Genomic DNA, 16,678 nt, shown 5'->3' with positions numbered 1-16,678 from the left:
AGGAAACCTCCCATTCAGATGATTAAGATTCCTTCACTTCTTTAGGGGCCGGAAGCAATGACAGCTCCTCTTTTTTCTTCGCCCGCTGTTTGTCTTTCCGTACGTCACGCAAGAACAGGCTCAGGACTACGCCGATAACCGCAAAGATCGTCGCCCACATAAACGCGTCATTAATCCCCATAACGTTGGAATTAAGTGAAGCTGTTTTGTAGAGATAAGAATAAACGGTTTGTTTCGCCGCATCAAGCGACATGTTCATGTTGACCATTAAATTCGAAACCGCGCTTTGGAACGACTGCATGAAGCTTGGATCAGCCGTGCTCGTTTTATCCGCAATCTGCGAATAGTGCATTGTCGTACGGTTCGTATAAATCGTTGTGATCAAACTTGTTCCGATTGAACCGCTGATCTGGCGGAGCGTGTTGCTCATCGCCGTGCCGTGGCTGTTCAACCGTGCCGGAAGCTGGTTCATTCCGGCTGTCATAACAGGCATCATTAACAGTGACATACCGAATGCGCGGATGGCATAGACAAGCATAATGTGCGTGTAAGGTGTGTCAATTGTCAATTTTGTGTACTGGAATGTCGTTGCGACCGTGATGACCAGCCCGATAATCGCAAGCGGTCTCGGACCGATTTTGTCAAACAGAATACCGGAAATCGGCGACATGATCAGCATGACAATCGCGCCCGGCAATAGCAAGAGGCCCGATTGCAGCGCCGTAAAGCCGACTAAGTTCTGCAGGTAAATCGGAAGCAGGAACATTCCTGTGTAAAGCGCAACGGTAATAATGATGTTAATCACACTGGAAAGTGAGAAAATATCATATTTAAATACCCGGAAGTCGAGCATCGGTTTTTCAGAGCGCAATTGCTGAATGACAAACGCGGCAATCGCGATGACACCGACAATGACGGTAGACAGCACGATCGGATCTCCCCAGCCGTCGCTGCCCGCTTCACTGACTCCGTAAAGCAATGAGGCAAATCCGACAATGGATAGAATCGCACCCAAGCTGTCGAGTTTGATTTTTTGCGGTTCCACCAAGTTCTTAAAGAGGAAGAACGCTATGATAATAACGATTGCCCCGATCGGAACAAGGCCGTAGAACATAATGCGCCATGTGTAATGCTCGATGATCCAGCCGGAAAGAGTCGGTCCGACCGCCGGAGCAAACATCATCGCAAGACCGAAAATCCCCATTCCTTTCCCCCTGCTTTCAGGCGGGAAGATAAGCAGAATGGTTGTCATGACCAGCGGCTGCAGGATACCGCCGCCGACCGCCTGAATTAACCGGCCGATCAGCATGGTTGAGAAGTTAGGCGCGATTCCGCAGACTAACGTTCCCGCTGTAAAACAGAACATGGCTACGAGAAAGAGGCTTCTCTGTCCGAACCGGGTAATTAAGAACGCAGATAACGGAATCAAAACACCGTTGACCAGCATGTATCCGGTCGTAAGCCACTGAATCGTCGTCGCACTCACACCGAACTCGGTCATTAAGTGCGGCATCGCCACGTTAAGAAGCGTTTGGTTCAAGATCGCCAGGAATAACCCGGCCATAAGCACAATAAGCAATGTTTTAGGACTTTTTACTTGATTATCTGATTTAGCCACCTAAGACAACCTCCCTTCATGGTTTGATGACTGATCTGTATTATTCAGAGATTTTTACAGATGCGTTCATACCAGGAAGCACCTTGTCAGATGGGTTGCTGAGTGAAATTTTAACAGGAACTTTTTGCGTTACTTTTGTGTAGTTGCCGCTTGAGTTTGAAGAAGGCAGCATATCAAATGTTGAATTTGTCGCATAACCGATTTCTTCTACTGTTCCGTCAAATGTTGTATTAGGGTCGCCGTCAACAATTACGTCTACTTTGTTTCCTACTTCAATGTCTCTAATGTCTGTTTCTTTAATGTTTGCAGTGATGTAAAGGTGTTTCATGTCAATTTCCTGGGCAATTGTCGTACCGGCTTGCACCATTTGGCCGTTTTTCACTTCGTTTTTCACGATTGTTCCATCCATGATGGCTTTTACGTCAGCATTTTGCTGTCCTTTGATTTTTGCAACAACGTCGTTTTTGCTTACTTCTTTCCCCTCATCAAGGTTCCAGTCAGTTACTTTACCCGCAGCAGGAGCTGTGATAGCAGCCATGTCGCCGGCAACTTTTGCTTCATCGGTTTTTACATAGTGTGTGCTTTGATAATAGTAGTAAGCACCTCCGCCTATAATTGCAAGAACAACAATCAAACCGATAATGTTGGTCAGAATTAAACGTCCTCTGTTCATTTTGTTTTCTCCTTTCGTTTCTTCCTCTATCATTTTGTGGAATGATGATAAAAATATGTGGGGATTTTTTTATTTTCCGTTTTTCACTGCACAGCCGTTTGCAAGCTTCGTTAAACTTTCCGCAAGCTTGCGCAGGTACTGCAGTTCAGCGGTATTGAGCTGCCGGTATAAGACCGCCGCTTTTTCGGCATATTGAACAGCAGCTTTCTTTAGAAGTTCTTCCCCCTCTTCGGTTAACTGAATCATAACAACACGCCGGTCGTCGTGATAGTCGCTCCGAACCATTAGGCGGCGCTTATACAGAATATCGGTCATTCTCGTGACAGACGCCGGTTTCAGATCAAGCGACAAAGCCAGCCTTGAAAGCTGCGTGCTTTTGCTCTTATGTATTTTGAACATCAGCAGATACTGCAGCACTGTAATATCAAAAGGTTCAAGAACTGTCTCCAGAATCATTTTCTGCTTTTTGTAAATCGATCTGGAAGTATCAAACAGTTGTTCAAAACTGAGCAAAGCGAGCTCTGATTCAATCACCGTATTTTCACCTCATTCCCTTAATAATAGTTCACAAGATAAAATATTAATAAATGAAAGAAGGTTTGTAAAGAGAAAAGTTTCATTTTTTAAGGATTTTTTTTATGCCGTTTTTTCTCTTTATTTTTAATTTAAAAAAGCCGGGTGAAGAACCGCGGCCGCACGATTCTTCACTCGGCTTTATATTTCATACGATGCTTTGCTTACACCGGATTCCTCATTTTTAAAAAAGCTTTTCAGCGCTTGAAATACGTCTGATTTCTGTTTCAGGATGTAGTATTTAAATTTATCATCTTTGACATTTTTATAGGCGGACATGAGGGTGGAATGCCTGTTATATTGATTGACCTCACCGTAACAGAACAGGTTCGATTTTTTCATGATGTCATTGACGAGCTTTACGCACCGGGCGTTATCCGAAGTCAGGTTATCTCCGTCTGAAAAATGAAAGGGATAGATATTGTAGCGGGCGGGGTCATATTTTTCATCAATTAATTCAAGAGACTTCCGGTAAACGGAGGAACAGATGGTGCCCCCGCTCTCGCCTTTCGAGAAAAAATCTTCTTCCGACACAACCTTCGCTTCCGTATGGTGGGCGATAAATTCGATATCAACCGTTTCATACTTTGTCCGTAAAAATCGTGTCATCCAAAAAAAGAAGCTCCTCGCCATATACTTTTCCCATACGCCCATCGAACCGCTTGTATCCATCATCGCTAAAACGACAGCTTTCGATTCCGGCTTCGTCACATCATTCCATGTTTTGTATTTCAGATCTTCCGGATAAATAGGGTAAAACGATGGCTTGCCTGTCATGGCGTTTCGTTTAAAGGCCGACAGCATCGTCCTTTTCTTATCGATATTCCCTGTCAGCCCGGTTTTCCGGATATCATTGAACTCGATATCGGTATGGACGATATTGTCCCTTTCCTTTTGCTGCAGATTCGGCAGTTCTAATTCCTGAAACAGCGCTTCTTCCAGATCCATCAATGAAACTTCCGCTTCATAATAATCCTCGCCTGCCTGATCGCCTGCTCCCTGGCCTTTTCCGGCCCCCTGCTTTTTATCTGCGCCGTCTCTTGCGACGACATCGCCGACTTCGCTGTCGCCGTCGCCTTGGCCGACATGTTTATTTTTATCATAGTTATAACGGATTTTATATTCATCAAGCGAACGAATCGGGATTTTCACGACATCTTTTCCGTTGGACATAATAATGCTTTCCTCAGTAACAAGGTCCGGAAGGTTGTTTTTTATCGCTTCCTGTACTTTCTTTTGGTGGCGCTGCTGGTCGTCAAAGCCTTTGCGATGGAGGGACCAGTCTTCCTCTGAAATCAAAAAATTTCCGCTGTCATTACGGGACATGAATTCCCCTCCTTAACCGTTATGGTCGTTTTACATGTGTATTCCGGCTTGGTCCTGTTTATGAAACAAGTCCGGCGAAAAGATTTATTTTTATCTTATGCCGGCCGGACTCTCCAATTGACAAACAATTGTGAAAAACAGACAAAAGAACCCGTCCTTTTACAGACGGGCCTCTCAATGAAATCAAACATCAGCGGTTTAACAAGCTTCCGACATACTTCAGCAGTTCATTAGCGCTAGTCGAATTATAGCCGTGTTCATCTATTAACCTTGCCACTACCTCATTGACCTTTTTAAGCTGCTGCTCATCCGGCGTTTTGGTGGAGGTCGTAATTTTCACCACATCTTTTAAGTCTGCGAACAGCTTTTTCTGAATCGCCTCGCGGAGTCTTTCGTGCGAATTATAGTCAAAGCGTTTTCCTTTTCTTGCATAGGCGGATATGCGGATTAAAATTTCTTCGCGGAACGCTTTTTTCGCGTTTTCTGAAATGCCGATCTGCTCTTCAATGGATCTCATCAGTTTTTCGTCAGGGTTCATTTCTTCACCCGTCAGCGGATCGCGGAGCTTATTTTTATTGCAGTACGCTTCCACATTATCTAAATAATTGTCCATGAGAGTTTTCGCGGATTCTTCATATGAATAGACGAACGCCTTCTGCACTTCTTTTTTAGCGATGTCATCGTACTCTTTCCTGGCGGCGGAAATAAAATTCATATACCGCTCTTTGTCCTCGGCGGAGATGGACGGATGCTGGTCGAGTCCTTCTTTCAAGGAACGCAGCACGTCAAGCGAATTGATCGATTCCATATTTTTTCTGATAATTGTTGAGGAAATGCGGTTGATGACATAGCGCGGGTCAATTCCGCTCATTCCTTCATCATGGAATTCCTTCTTCATATCCTCAAGATCAACGGAATTGTAACCTTCAACGCTTTCTCCGTCATAGAGCCTCATTTTTTTGACGAGATCAATATCAGAGCGGTTCGGTTCCTTCAGCCTGGTCAAAATAGAAAACATCGCGGCCACTTTTAATGTATGGGGGGCGATGTGTACGTCAGAAACATCACTTTCAGAAATCATTTTTTCATAAATCCGTTCTTCCTCTGACACCTTTAAATTATAAGGAACAGGCATCACGATGATCCTGGAGTGAAGGGCTTCATTTTTCTTATTGGCAATAAACGAGCGGTACTCCGTTTCGTTCGTATGCGCAACAACCAATTCGTCGGCTGAGATGAGCGCAAACCGTCCGGCTTTGAAATTCCCTTCCTGCGTGAGTGACAGAAGGTGCCACAGAAATTTTTCATCGCATTTCAGCATTTCCTGAAACTCCATCATTCCGCGGTTCGCTTTATTTAATTCACCGTCAAACCGATAAGCGCGCGGATCTGATTCTGAGCCGTATTCGGCAATCGTTGAAAAATCAATACTCCCCGTCAAGTCGGCGATATCCTGTGATTTCGGGTCAGACGGGCTGAAGGTTCCGATTCCGGTACGTTTATCCTCCGAGAAGAATATACGTTCAACCTTTACATCCTCAATTCTGCCGCCGTATTCTTCTTCAAGCCGCATGACATTAAGCGGAGAAAGGCTGCCCTCAATTCTGATGCCGTATTCTCTGTAGAAATCGTCGCGCAGATGATGGGGAATGAGATGGAGAGGATCTTCATGCATCGGGCAGCCTTTAATGGCGTAAACAGCTCCGTTGTCTGTCAATGAGTAGGCTTCAAGCCCTTTTTTCAGCATGGTGACAAGAGTTGACTTTCCGCCGCTGACGGGTCCCATCAATAGTAAAATCCGTTTTCTTACATCGAGCCGCTTGGCAGCCGGGTGAAAGTATTCCTCCACGAGCCGTTCCAGAGATTCCTCAAGGCCGAACAGCTCCCGCGAGAAAAAGCTGTATGTCTTTTTACCGTCATCCTCCTCGATTCCGCTGTCTTTTATCATATTAAAAACACGAGAATGAGCAGACTGCGCGACCAATGGATTTTCTTTTATGATCTCCAAATAATCAGCGAACGTCCCTTCCCATTTGAGACGCTGCTCTTCCTCTCTGTACTTTTCAATTTTCTTTAATATATCCATAAGAACCTCCTCTATCATGGTTAATGCACTAGAAATAAGGTACTTTGTTACAATCTATGCGGTGACGTGATAATACATGCTTTTCGTTTCTTAAAAATAAAGACGTTATAAGGCCGTCATTGACAAGGGTCCGGTGCACCGTTCATAATGAAAGAAATACAGTTTCATCCAGACTCGGACATCAAATGGAAAAGCAAAGAGGAGGAGAAATGATGAAAACGATCATTTTACTTGGGGTCATTCTCACTTTTTTAGTATCCATTTTTACGGCGGGTTACGACAGCAAACCTGAAAACAAATAACGGCAAAAGGGTGCTCTTTATGAAGAGCACCCTTTCCTGTACAACATAACAATGTTTCATATTTGAATATGTTCTTGGACAGTTGATTTTTCATGAGATTTGCAGCTTGTTTGATACTCGATTTTTCCGATTTTGCAGCCCGGGCCGATTTCCACATGCTTTCCTCTGACGATGTCCGCTTCCGTGTATTCGAGGTAAATTGCGTCTCCTTCGATCAATTCAGCAGAAAGCGTGCCGGCTTTCCGTTTAAGAAAACCGGGTTTCCGTCTGACGGTGATCGATGTGCCGCCGATTTCTTTCACGCGGCTTCGGTCATAACGCAAATGGATGTTTACGTCCCCCGCGTTTAACAATCCCGCCACATTGATACATCCTGTTACATGAAGCAGCTCCGTCTCGCAATCGCCGCCGACGGTGAGACTGCCTTTTATATGACACTGCTCTCCCGCGGCCCCGCCGCCAATTTCAGCAAGTCCTTTCAGCCTCATCGTGGCGAAACGCATGGAGCCGCCGACTTTCAATGTGCCCATCACGTTTGCTGAACGTACTGATAAATCTCCTGCAACTTCATGCTCTCCGAAAATTTTCAGCCTGTTGATCTCGGCATCTCCGAGAAAAAGTCCCGTACCGAATACCCGGCAGCGTTCGCTTTGAAGTCCTTCGCCGACAGTTCCTTCCCCTTTAATGCTTACATTTTGGTAGGAGCCGCCGGAGGCGTGTCCGGCTCCGTACATTTTTAAATGACTCAATTTTTTTGTCGTTTCCATCGCAGTTCCTCCTATCGTTTCACGACTTTGTTAACCAAAGCGGAAGGATCACATGTAAAATCGCCGCTGTATTCCACAGTCCCAATGGTGCAGCCTGCGCCGATCCGCACATGATTTCCGCGGACTGTCTTCGCGTTCGTGTCCGCCAATTCAATGATGTCACCTTCAATCAGCTCCGCTGTCAGCACCGGGGCCGGCATCAGCTTAAAACGCGTAAGCACGCTCTTTCTGCTCATCACTTTCAAATGGCGGCAGCCGATCTCTTTCACATGGCTCTCTCCCGCCGTCAGCTTAATACTGACTTCATCGGCATTCAGCAGGCCGCCAATCTTGCATTTGCCTTCCGAACGGAACGTCTCTGTCTCGCAATCGCCTTCAATCCCGGCTTTCCCGGATATGAAAATATCATCAGCTTTCACACCGCCGCCGAAAGATGAAAATCCCGCGACGTTCAGCCGCTCCGTTTTGACATCACCTTTAATGACACCCGTTCCGTTGATACGGATGGATTCAGCTTCGGCACTGCCGGAAATTTTCCCCGAACCGCTGATCGTCAGCGTTTGCGTCTTGACATGTCCGTCTGTTTTTCCGCTGCCGTTAAACAAAAGGCTCGTGCACTCCACATCACCCGATACCGTGCCGCTCCCGTTGATCTCCACTGTATGAAAACGGCCTCCTTTTGAACTTCCTGAACCGTTAATGATTAATTTATCTGTTACTTCCATTGATGGTCCTCCTGCATCCATTTCGTTTTTAATTCTTCCGATGCCGCAGCAAGCGCCACCCGTTCAACCACTTTGACAGTCGGTTCAAATAAAATATGTTCCGCGTCTGCGATGAAGCACGTCGTTACGCCAAGCTTTCGGAGCATGACAAGCTCCGTATTCGCTTTCAGCTCGGAAGCCTCATACGTTTTCAGCACCCCTGCCGCCAATTTTCCTTCCTCAAGGCTGATATTGCCCGATTGCAAAAGCCCTTCAAGCACATATAAAGACAGCAGCGCGCGGGACGTGAATGTCACGCCGTCTTCGCCATAAACTTGCAGCGCGGCTTTTGAAATCAGTCCCTTTTGAAGCAGTTCCGCAGACGTTATGTTGACATCAGTCATTTGCGGAGACAGCATTTCTCTCATTTCATCCAGAGACAGATTTTCTTTCATTTTCTGTATTTTTGAGATGCGTTTTAATATTTCCGCTCTCGGAAAAAATGTTTCCTGGCCTGTAAACGTCGATTTTCGGATAAACCATTCTTCAGGAATTAAATTTTTCCGTTTCCAGCGGTACAGCTGCCCATATGAAATTGATGTTTCTTCCAGCAATTCTTTTTTAGAAATCAGTTGTTCCTCCATGAATCCAGCTCCTTCGATGAAAGTATTGTAACATAACACTGTTACGTTTTTAAGCCCATAAATATAAAAACGCCGTGAACCGCTGCTGTCCGTCTTTTTTATTCAATAAAAAAACGCCCGGATGCGGGCGTTTTTTTCACGTCAAATCTCTGTAATTTTGCTGGCGCAGCGCTTCATATACAAGAATCGCGGCCGTGTTGGACAGGTTTAATGATCTCACATGCTCGGTCATCGGCAGACGCAGGCAGCGGTCCATATTGTTTTCGATCAATTCTTTCGGAAGTCCGCTCGTTTCTCTGCCGAATACGAAGAAAAAGTCTTCCTCCGTATTTGAGTAATCAAATGATGTGTGCGGCTTTTGGCCGAATTTTGTAATGAAGAAAAACTTTCCGTTCTCATATGCCTCAAATAACTCTTCCAATGAATCATGATATACGACGTTGACGAACTCCCAATAATCGAGTCCGGCGCGCTTCAGCATTTTATCATCGGTCGAGAATCCGAGCGGGCGGATCAAATGAAGCGTTGTGTCTGTTGCCGCACAAGTACGTGCGATATTTCCCGTATTGGCCGGGATTTCGGGTTGATATAAAACGACATGTAATGCCACGATGTTCACCTCTGTTTTTTATTCCGCCCACCATTATATCATTAATTACTCTTTTGTCGTATCATCCGTAATATGAAAAAACGCATATCTGATGGAAGGAGTATACGCCGTTGAATCCTCATATGACCAATATCTCATTCTGCTGTCATACGTTTGGGCATTGACAAGCGGCATATTGCTTTTATCTTTCGCGACCACGATCGCCGTATGATTAAAACGGCCGTCCCCTTCAAAATCATAGCAAATAATATCTCCGGGCATCAGTTCTTCAGCTCTTGATACTTGCACCGCGCGAAGCCCTGCCTTGGATTGGGCCAGATACATCTTCATCGAATGCGCGACCGTCCAGCTGTAGCTCCACGAGCTTGCCTTCATCCACCAGCCTGAGCCTCTGTTCGGATGCCCCCGCATCGGTGCTTTTCCGGCATGTAAACATTGGGAAATAAAATTGGTGCAGTTGTCGCTGAAATTTTTATAAGCGGGATTTCGTTTATTCCAAAACTTCTCCGCATACTGCACGGCAGCCAGACGGTCATATTGAAACGCCCGCCCGAAATCTTCCCGTTCACTCCGCTCATATTCAATTACACTGTTTCCGTCAGAAAATCCCGCCGGTTTTTTCTTTACTTCCCGGTCTTTAATCAAAAGCCGATCATAGAGAAATGCAGTCCGTTCCTCAATCTGCTCTTCTAAGTAAAGGTGTCCGTCATGCTCCTTGCACAAATATTCGAAATGAATCGTGTACATGACGCATAACGTGCCGTCGTCCTCAAGGCTGCTTTTGACAATGACGGCTTTTGCCTTCGCTTTCACGATGTCAACTTTCCGCTTTTCAAACAGCTCTTTTTTTCTCGTCAGGACCTCAAGATCGCCGGGCTGCCCATTGTGCCTCATCTCGGTTCCGTTGATTAAATAATGAAGCCGGGCCTCCGCTAAATCTTCAATAATATGCTTCAAGCGCTCCACCCACCATACTGTTTTATAAAGAAAAACACTTGAACTCACGCCAAGTGCTTTTTCTCTATACATATGTCAGGACCGGCCGGTTTTAGTCTTATCAGAAACCGATAACAGCTCCAGTCCCTTTTCAATTTCCCGTATAGCTTCCTCATCCTGCTCCATTTGAAGCGCTTTTTCTAATTCCCCCGCATAATCAGGATCACCGATTTTCCCGATGGCCCAGGCGGCCGTCCCCCTGATAACGGGGCGTGGATCTTGGTGCATCAAGGCCGTTAATTCCGGAAGAGACGAGGCATCTTTAAAATGAGCCAAAGCTAAAATCGCATTCCGCTGTATCGGCTTCTTGCCGCGCCATGATCCCGATACATGTCCGAATTTTTCTTTGAATTCGCGGTTGCTTATGGTCAAAAGCGGCTTTAACAGCGGCTTTGCGATTTCCGGATCAGGCTCCATCTGCGGATGAAGATGAAAATCTTTCCCCTTATTAATCGGACAGACCGTCTGGCACGTGTCACAGCCATACAGACGGTTTCCGATTTTCGTGCGGAACTCATCCGGCAAAAATCCCTTTGTCTGGGTCAGGAACGAAATACAGCGCTGGGCGTTAAGCTGTCCGGGATTGACGAGCGCGCCGGTCGGACACGCGTCTAAACATTTTGTGCACGTACCGCACATATCTTCAATCGGCACATCCGGTTCAAAGGGCAGATTGGTGATCATTTCAGCCAGATAGACGTAAGAGCCGTATTCAGGCGTGGTGATCATGCAGTTTTTGGCGCTGAAGCCGATTCCCGCCCGTTCAGCCACGGCCCTGTCGGACAATTCCCCTGTATCCACCATTGACTTTGTGCGGATATCCTCATGTTTGCTTTGGAGAAAATTCTCCAGCAGATCAAGCTTTTCCCTCAGCACGTCATGATAATCCTTCCCCCAGGAAGCTCTGCAAAAAATGCCGCGCCGCCCGTCCCTCGTGCTCCTCGGCGCATCTTTCATTTTGGAAGGATACGCAAGGGCGATGGCGACGATTGATTTGGCTTTCGGGAGAAGCAAAGACGGAGTAACCCGTTTTTCAATATCCGGCTCTTCAAAACCGGATAAATAGCCGAGTGATTCCTGAAGAATCAGCCGGTCCCGCAGACTGTCGAACGTATCAGCCGTCGTAAACCCGATTTTGTCGACTCCGATGCTTTTGGCGTATTCGATTAATTCCTCTTTCAGTTTATGAATATTCATTTTTTGCACAGCCTCCTTTCTTTGTGATCAGGCTCCCGCACAGGTATAATAGAGTTTTATCATCCCGAAATGGAGTGAACACACTTGAACATCAGTTTAGATCCACTTATTGCTGAACGGGTGCCGGGGATCAAAGCGGCAGCCGTCTTATATGAACAGATCGAAGTCGGGCCTGCTCCGCAAATGCTGAAAGGCCGCCTCCGTTTATTTCAAGAATCTCTTTACTTTGATTATGCTGACGGCGGTATAGAAGAGCAGCCTTTTGTAAAAGAGTGGGCGCGTATAATGGAACAGCTCAGTCCCGCCTTTTCAGGACAAAAAACGCCGATGGAGCTTATGCTCGGCGATATTTCCCGGGAACGATTCATTGAAAGTGTGAATTCAGCCCATGATACCATACTTTTTTTCTCCTTGAAATATTCATTGCCTATCATGGCGTATGACGCCGCAGAAATAGATGAACCGATTTCGATTACGATCGGAGAAAAAGAAAGCGTACTGTCTTTCTCCGGCCCGGACGGCGTTTTCGGCGACTTCACCGGACATATCAATACCCGCCCGGTCACGCCCGGCACAAAGAAAATGCTGCAGCTGATCTTTTTCCCGCCTTCATTTCATGCCGACGCGGCGGATGAGCTGCTATCATCCTTAACAAAAATGTTTGAACAAATTCACGGAGGCACGCATACCGTCTCTTGGCTTTCATAAAAAGACACGCCTTCGTGTCTTTTTTCACATAAAAAAACGCAATACTTCGTTTATCAGAGAAACGAAACACTGCGTTAATAACGTATGTATGGAGCGGGTGATGAGAATCGAACTCACGACATCAGCTTGGAAGGCTGAGGTTTTACCACTAAACTACACCCGCATCAAAATTATTTTTTGTCAGTACCGATTTGATGTTTCTAATATTACATGTTTATTTTTTTTTCGTCAAGGGAATGTTAAAAAATTTGTCGAAAAAAATTCTTTTTTTGTCCACATGTTAAGTTGGGTTTACATTTTGTTAAGAGTCTCATACAATATAAAAAAGAAAAAACTTGAGGTACGCCTGATGATGAAAAATAAAGTAAAAGAGCTGAGAGCCAGATTCGGCTATTCTCAGGAAACGCTCGGAAAAGAAGCCGGAGCCACCAGACAGACGATTGCAGCGATTGAAAAAGGAGATTATGTGCCTTCACTTTTATTGGCGCTTAACATCTGCCGGGCTTTCTCCCTGCCGATGGAGGAAGTTTTCTGGCTGGAGGAGGAGAAAAAATGAGTTTGAAAAGAAAAGCGTGTTTTCACCTTGCACTCTACGGATTGGCCTGCTGGACGCTTATTTCCTTTATGGAAGCGGCGCCGCGGATCGCTCAGTTTTTCCAAACGGAGGGGAGCGGTTCATTTGAGCTGAATATCACGCCGTTTCTGCTGTTTACCGTTTGTACTGCATTATATATCTATACTGAAAAGAAAAAACGGAACGGCAAAAAGCACAGGCTTGTGCCCGATGAATTTGAGGAACAGGATGAAAGAGAACAGATGATGACGGCTAAAGCTTGCCGTTCCTCGTATATCGCCGTTTACTTCTCATTGCCGGCCGCAGCCGTTCTGCTTTTGTTTTATCCGCTGATTCAGCCGCATCTTCCCTTTTTTCCGATTCTTTTGATTTTCATTCTGATGATGATTCAGCATTTGGCTTATGTTTTCACTTTTCATAAGCACGGCAAAAACTCCGGTTCATGACAGATCCGGAGTTTTTTACGTTACCAGCTCGCTTTTTTCACCCCGGGAATCCGGCCTTTATGGGCCAGCTCCCTGAATGCGATTCTGGACAGTTTAAATTTTCTCATATATCCGCGGGGCCGCCCCGTCAACGTACAGCGGTTATGAAGCCTGGCCGGAGCAGAATCACGCGGCAGTTTGCTCAGCGCTTCCCAGTCTCCTTTTGCCTTTAATTCTCTTCGGATGTCCGCATATTGTTCAACAAGCTTCTGCCGCTTGAGCTCTTTGATCACTTTTGATTTTTTTGCCATTTCAGCACCCCTAACAAATCGTAATAATTACGTTTTGTATCATATCATCCATATGAGTATCGTGCAAGCTAAGCGATTAAAAAGGCGGGTGAATACCCGCCTTCACTGCCGGCATTTCCCCGAAATGAATCCGCAGAAAGCGCCCGCCGTCAATTATCCGCCTTGCGACGTCATCAGACTGTCGCTTTATTTCCTCTTGCAAAATGGTCGTTTCCCATTGCTTCACCCAGTCTGCGCTCAAGCTTTTTAGTCCGTTCATTCTGAAACGGCAGAAGCGGAAACACGAGTTCAGCCAGATAATAAGCTTCTTCCAGATGCGGGTAGCCTGAAAAGATAAACGTCTCAATGCCGAGTGCCTGATACTCTAAAATTCGAGCAGCGACAGTCTGCGGATCACCGACAAGCGCCGTGCCCGCTCCGCCTCTGACCAGTCCGATGCCGGCCCAGAGATTCGGGCTGATCTCAAGCTTCGAGCGGTCACCGTTATGGAGATCGGCCATCCGTTTTTGTCCCGATGAATCAGCGCGCCGAAGCGCAGCCTGCGCTTTCGCAATCGTCTCTTCGTCTAAGTGGCTGATTAATCGATCAGCCGCTTCCCATGCCTCTTCCTCAGTCTCCCGGACAATCACGTGAAGTCTGATACCAAAACGCATCGTCCTTCCTTCCTTGGCAGCCTGTTTTTTAACGGTTTCAATCTTTTCTTTTACCTGCTCCGGCGGCTCTCCCCATGTTAAATAGACATCTGTATGTTTCGCCGCAGCTTCAATTCCCGCCTGTGATGAACCGCCGAAATATAATGGCGGATGCGGAGACTGCTTTGGCGGAAACAGCAGATTGCTGTTTTCCACTTTGATATGGTCCCCTTCATATGTCACCGTTTCCCCCCGCATGAGTCCGCGCCAGACGGTTAAAAATTCTTCAGTCGCCTTATAACGTTCATCGTGGCTGATAAACAGGCCGTCTCCCGCCAGTTCATAAGGATCTCCGCCCGCTACGACATTTACGAGCAAACGGCCGTCTGACAGCCGATCCATTGTCGACGCCATTCTCGCAGCGACAGACGGCTGCATCAGTCCCGGACGGACCGCCACTAAAAATTTCAAGTCACTCGTTTCCCCCGCTAAAGCGGCAGCCGTCAGCCACGGGTCTTCACATGATCTCCCCGTCGGCAGCAGAACCCCCGTATACCCGAGTCTGTCCGCCGCCTGTGCCACTTGCTTAAAATAAAGATGATCCGCCGTTCTCCCTCCCGTTTGCGTCCCTAAATACCGGCCGTCACCATGCGTCGGAATAAACCAAAGAATCTCCATATGAATCTCTCCTTTTTTAATAGGTTACCCTTCATAACTGTTCCGCCATTTTAATAGTTTCCGTTCGAGCATTCTGACCAATGCATCTGTCAGCTTGCCGACAGCCGCAAAAATGATAATGCCGACAAACACCTTATTTGTCTGTGAAAATTGTCTGGCATCCATAATCATATAACCGACGCCCTCGCTCGATCCCATCAGTTCCGCCACCACGAGACCGAGCCACGCAATGCCTAGAGAGAGCCTGATGCCGAGCAGGATATTCGGCAGAGATGCCGGAAGAATTAATTTCGTCATCTGCTGATACCAGTTAAATTCCAGCACCCGCGCGACGTCAAACAGCTTCGCGTCCACACTGCGGATTCCGAGAAACGTATTAATGTACACGGGGAAAAATGCCCCTAATGCGATCAGCAGAATTTTTGATGTCTCATCAAACCCGAACCACAAAATAAACAGAGGAGTCACGGCCAAGTGCGGAACCGTTCTGAGCATTTGCAGAGACGGATCTAGATATGCTTCCGTCCGCTTTGAGAAACCGACCAGCAGCCCGAAAACAAGTCCGAGGCCCGCGCCAAGCAGAAATCCGGCAGCAGCCCTGTATAAACTGATCTCTAAATGACCCCAAAGTTCACCTGAAAGAAGAAGTTCCTGAAACGTCTGCAAGATGACGATAGGTGAGGGGAGCACCGTGGCCGAGACGATGCCCAGACTTGCGATAAACTGCCATACTGCGATGACCGCAGCCGGGAGTACAATCCCTTTCATCCATTGGTATGAATACTTCCGGGATCTTGCCAGAGCTTTCTTTTCTGATTGGCTTATTGCGCTGGCAGCCGTTGATGCTTCTGCTTTCATTACTTGCCATCCCCCGTTTCAAGCGCTTTTTTAATAAATGAATTGTCGACAACGTCTTTTACATGAATTTTCTTATGAATCGCTTTTGTTTGATATTGAAAATCAGCGGTTTCCTGCTGGGCTTTGACAATATCATCATTGATCGGTTCATTGAGAGGCTCAGTATTGTTAAGCACGTTTCTGACGACTTTCGGATCAAGATGTTTGATTTTCGCATATAAGGAGACAGCTTCATCTTTGTGTTCCTTTTGCCATGTAACTGCCTTATTGAACACTTTCAGAAAACGGACCACCTCATCCGGGTGTTCTTTGGAAAATCCCGTTCTGACTAACGTGAAACCGGGAGAATATAAATCTGTGCTTTCTCCGTTCGCCAATATTTCCGCCCCGTGCTGCAGCGTTTCAATCGACAAATACGGCTCCCAAATGGACCATGCGTCAACTGATTTGTTTTCAAAAGCGGAAACCGCCTCATCAGGCTGAAGCTGGATGATGGTGACGTCATCGGCGGAAAGCCCGGCTTTATCTAAAGCTTTATAGAGAAAATCAAAGCCGCTGCTGCCTTTGGCTACAGCGATTTTTTTACCTTTCAATTCTTTCAGGCTCTGAATCCCGCTGCCCTTGTTTACGAGAATGCCGTTTGCCTTTAACCCGTCCTGAGACAGCCCGATCTCTTTAAAATCAATCCCTGCCGCCTGACCGGAAATGACCGGTGAATTGCCGACCTGGGAAAAATCAAGCTTATCGGCGGCAAGACCTTCAAACTGCGGAGGACCGCTTTGGAATTCGACCCATTTTACTTTTATTCCGTCTTTTTTGAAGGCCTCTTCAAACCAGCCTTTTTCCTTGGCAATGAGAAGCGGGCTTAAACTCTGCTGGATGCCGATCCGGATTTCTTTCACCGTTTTCCCGCTCCCTCCTGTCCTGTCTGCACTGCATCCGGCTGACATCATGACTGCTGCGGCTAAAAGAATGATGATTTTTTTCACTTCGCTT

General features: G+C 46.5%; 18 protein-coding genes and 1 tRNA gene. 3 read left to right on the top strand and 16 right to left on the bottom strand.

Features of this window, described 5'->3' with window-relative positions; translation table 11 throughout:
• Positions 1–22 precede the first annotated feature (22 nt).
• From NYE62_RS04610 to queG, 11 genes are all read right to left on the bottom strand, one after another.
• Positions 23–1,618: an MFS transporter gene (locus tag NYE62_RS04610; protein WP_003155387.1), complete on the bottom strand. Its 1,596-nt coding sequence runs from the start codon at positions 1,616–1,618 to the stop codon at positions 23–25.
• Between the two features lie 40 nt (positions 1,619–1,658).
• Positions 1,659–2,324, bottom strand: a complete 666-nt coding sequence (locus tag NYE62_RS04605) for an HlyD family secretion protein (RefSeq protein ID WP_007610259.1) — start codon at positions 2,322–2,324, stop codon at positions 1,659–1,661.
• A 36-nt stretch (positions 2,325–2,360) separates the two neighbouring features.
• Positions 2,361–2,825 carry a MarR family transcriptional regulator gene (locus NYE62_RS04600; RefSeq protein WP_003155389.1) on the bottom strand — a complete coding sequence of 155 codons (465 nt, stop codon included), beginning with the start codon at positions 2,823–2,825 and terminating at the stop codon, positions 2,361–2,363.
• Positions 2,826–3,005: 180 nt separating this feature from the next.
• Entirely contained in the window at positions 3,006–4,190 is a 1,185-nt protein-coding gene (yhbH, locus tag NYE62_RS04595; RefSeq protein ID WP_342497267.1) for a sporulation protein YhbH, read from the bottom strand.
• 190 nt (positions 4,191–4,380) lie between these two features.
• Positions 4,381–6,276 (bottom strand): serine/threonine protein kinase PrkA, encoded by a 1,896-nt coding sequence (prkA, locus tag NYE62_RS04590; RefSeq protein ID WP_003155391.1) that lies wholly within the window; start codon positions 6,274–6,276, stop codon positions 4,381–4,383.
• Between the two features lie 358 nt (positions 6,277–6,634).
• Positions 6,635–7,345 carry a hypothetical protein gene (locus NYE62_RS04585; protein ID WP_144664030.1) on the bottom strand — a complete coding sequence of 237 codons (711 nt, stop codon included), beginning with the start codon at positions 7,343–7,345 and terminating at the stop codon, positions 6,635–6,637.
• A gap of 11 nt (positions 7,346–7,356) precedes the next feature.
• Entirely contained in the window at positions 7,357–8,070 is a 714-nt protein-coding gene (locus tag NYE62_RS04580) for a polymer-forming cytoskeletal protein (protein ID WP_260854722.1), read from the bottom strand.
• Positions 8,061–8,693 carry a YhbD family protein gene (locus NYE62_RS04575; protein WP_015417094.1) on the bottom strand — a complete coding sequence of 211 codons (633 nt, stop codon included), beginning with the start codon at positions 8,691–8,693 and terminating at the stop codon, positions 8,061–8,063. The genes NYE62_RS04580 and NYE62_RS04575 overlap by 10 nt, the downstream gene beginning before the upstream one ends.
• A 136-nt stretch (positions 8,694–8,829) precedes the next feature.
• Positions 8,830–9,312, bottom strand: a complete 483-nt coding sequence (gene trmL, locus NYE62_RS04570) for a tRNA (uridine(34)/cytosine(34)/5-carboxymethylaminomethyluridine(34)-2'-O)-methyltransferase TrmL (protein WP_007610253.1) — start codon at positions 9,310–9,312, stop codon at positions 8,830–8,832.
• 36 nt (positions 9,313–9,348) lie between these two features.
• Complete coding sequence (locus tag NYE62_RS04565; protein WP_032868267.1) at positions 9,349–10,260, bottom strand: amidase domain-containing protein; 912 nt, start codon at positions 10,258–10,260, stop codon at positions 9,349–9,351.
• Between the two features lie 75 nt (positions 10,261–10,335).
• On the bottom strand, positions 10,336–11,496 hold the full coding sequence (queG, locus tag NYE62_RS04560; RefSeq protein ID WP_144664027.1) for a tRNA epoxyqueuosine(34) reductase QueG: 1,161 nt from the start codon (positions 11,494–11,496) through the stop codon (positions 10,336–10,338).
• A gap of 84 nt (positions 11,497–11,580) precedes the next feature.
• Here queG and NYE62_RS04555 point away from each other — a divergent pair, with 84 nt between their 5' ends.
• Complete coding sequence (locus NYE62_RS04555; RefSeq protein WP_025284465.1) at positions 11,581–12,204, top strand: hypothetical protein; 624 nt, start codon at positions 11,581–11,583, stop codon at positions 12,202–12,204.
• Positions 12,205–12,293: 89 nt separating this feature from the next.
• Here the strand turns inward: NYE62_RS04555 and NYE62_RS04550 are convergent.
• Positions 12,294–12,367, bottom strand: a tRNA-Gly gene (locus NYE62_RS04550).
• 189 nt (positions 12,368–12,556) lie between these two features.
• Here NYE62_RS04550 and NYE62_RS04545 point away from each other — a divergent pair.
• Both NYE62_RS04545 and NYE62_RS04540 read left to right on the top strand, forming a co-directional pair.
• On the top strand, positions 12,557–12,760 hold the full coding sequence (locus tag NYE62_RS04545; RefSeq protein WP_003155407.1) for a helix-turn-helix transcriptional regulator: 204 nt from the start codon (positions 12,557–12,559) through the stop codon (positions 12,758–12,760).
• A complete protein-coding gene (locus tag NYE62_RS04540; RefSeq protein ID WP_251257039.1) occupies positions 12,757–13,224 on the top strand; it encodes a hypothetical protein in 468 nt (155 codons plus the stop codon). Before NYE62_RS04545 ends, NYE62_RS04540 begins: the two co-directional genes overlap by 4 nt.
• 20 nt (positions 13,225–13,244) lie before the next feature.
• Here the strand turns inward: NYE62_RS04540 and rpsN are convergent, their stop codons facing one another.
• The 4 genes from rpsN to NYE62_RS04520 form a co-directional block, all read right to left on the bottom strand.
• The gene (gene rpsN, locus NYE62_RS04535) at positions 13,245–13,514 is read right to left on the bottom strand and encodes a 30S ribosomal protein S14 (protein WP_039062849.1); all 270 of its coding nucleotides are present in this window, start codon (positions 13,512–13,514) and stop codon (positions 13,245–13,247) included.
• 173 nt (positions 13,515–13,687) lie between these two features.
• The gene (gene ssuD, locus NYE62_RS04530) at positions 13,688–14,824 is read right to left on the bottom strand and encodes an FMNH2-dependent alkanesulfonate monooxygenase (protein WP_342497266.1); all 1,137 of its coding nucleotides are present in this window, start codon (positions 14,822–14,824) and stop codon (positions 13,688–13,690) included.
• Positions 14,825–14,848: 24 nt separating this feature from the next.
• The gene (locus NYE62_RS04525) at positions 14,849–15,682 is read right to left on the bottom strand and encodes an ABC transporter permease (protein ID WP_342497265.1); all 834 of its coding nucleotides are present in this window, start codon (positions 15,680–15,682) and stop codon (positions 14,849–14,851) included.
• Positions 15,682–16,671 (bottom strand): aliphatic sulfonate ABC transporter substrate-binding protein, encoded by a 990-nt coding sequence (locus tag NYE62_RS04520; RefSeq protein ID WP_208480219.1) that lies wholly within the window; start codon positions 16,669–16,671, stop codon positions 15,682–15,684. The genes NYE62_RS04525 and NYE62_RS04520 overlap by 1 nt, the downstream gene beginning before the upstream one ends.
• Positions 16,672–16,678 lie beyond the last annotated feature (7 nt).

Origin of the sequence: Bacillus sp. FSL K6-2861 (genome assembly GCF_038630725.1) — a bacterium.
In the GTDB taxonomy this organism is placed as follows: Bacteria; Bacillota; Bacilli; order Bacillales; family Bacillaceae; genus Bacillus; species Bacillus velezensis.
Note: the sequence above shows the minus strand (reverse complement) of the source record. Positions and strands in the feature narration are given on the sequence as shown.

Excerpts from the sequence above, each read along its gene's own strand:
- NYE62_RS04545 (WP_003155407.1), top strand. The coding sequence starts at position 12,557 with ATGAAAAATAAAGTAAAAGAGCTGAGAGCCAGATTCGGCTATTCTCAG.
- prkA (WP_003155391.1), bottom strand. The coding sequence starts at position 6,276 with ATGGATATATTAAAGAAAATTGAAAAGTACAGAGAGGAAGAGCAGCGT.
- NYE62_RS04525 (WP_342497265.1), bottom strand. The coding sequence starts at position 15,682 with ATGAAAGCAGAAGCATCAACGGCTGCCAGCGCAATAAGCCAATCAGAA.
- NYE62_RS04605 (WP_007610259.1), bottom strand. The coding sequence starts at position 2,324 with ATGATAGAGGAAGAAACGAAAGGAGAAAACAAAATGAACAGAGGACGT.
- NYE62_RS04540 (WP_251257039.1), top strand. The coding sequence starts at position 12,757 with ATGAGTTTGAAAAGAAAAGCGTGTTTTCACCTTGCACTCTACGGATTG.
- NYE62_RS04575 (WP_015417094.1), bottom strand. The coding sequence starts at position 8,693 with ATGGAGGAACAACTGATTTCTAAAAAAGAATTGCTGGAAGAAACATCA.
- NYE62_RS04585 (WP_144664030.1), bottom strand. The coding sequence starts at position 7,345 with ATGGAAACGACAAAAAAATTGAGTCATTTAAAAATGTACGGAGCCGGA.
- yhbH (WP_342497267.1), bottom strand. The coding sequence starts at position 4,190 with ATGTCCCGTAATGACAGCGGAAATTTTTTGATTTCAGAGGAAGACTGG.
- queG (WP_144664027.1), bottom strand. The coding sequence starts at position 11,496 with ATGAATATTCATAAACTGAAAGAGGAATTAATCGAATACGCCAAAAGC.
- rpsN (WP_039062849.1), bottom strand. The coding sequence starts at position 13,514 with ATGGCAAAAAAATCAAAAGTGATCAAAGAGCTCAAGCGGCAGAAGCTT.
- ssuD (WP_342497266.1), bottom strand. The coding sequence starts at position 14,824 with ATGGAGATTCTTTGGTTTATTCCGACGCATGGTGACGGCCGGTATTTA.
- NYE62_RS04580 (WP_260854722.1), bottom strand. The coding sequence starts at position 8,070 with ATGGAAGTAACAGATAAATTAATCATTAACGGTTCAGGAAGTTCAAAA.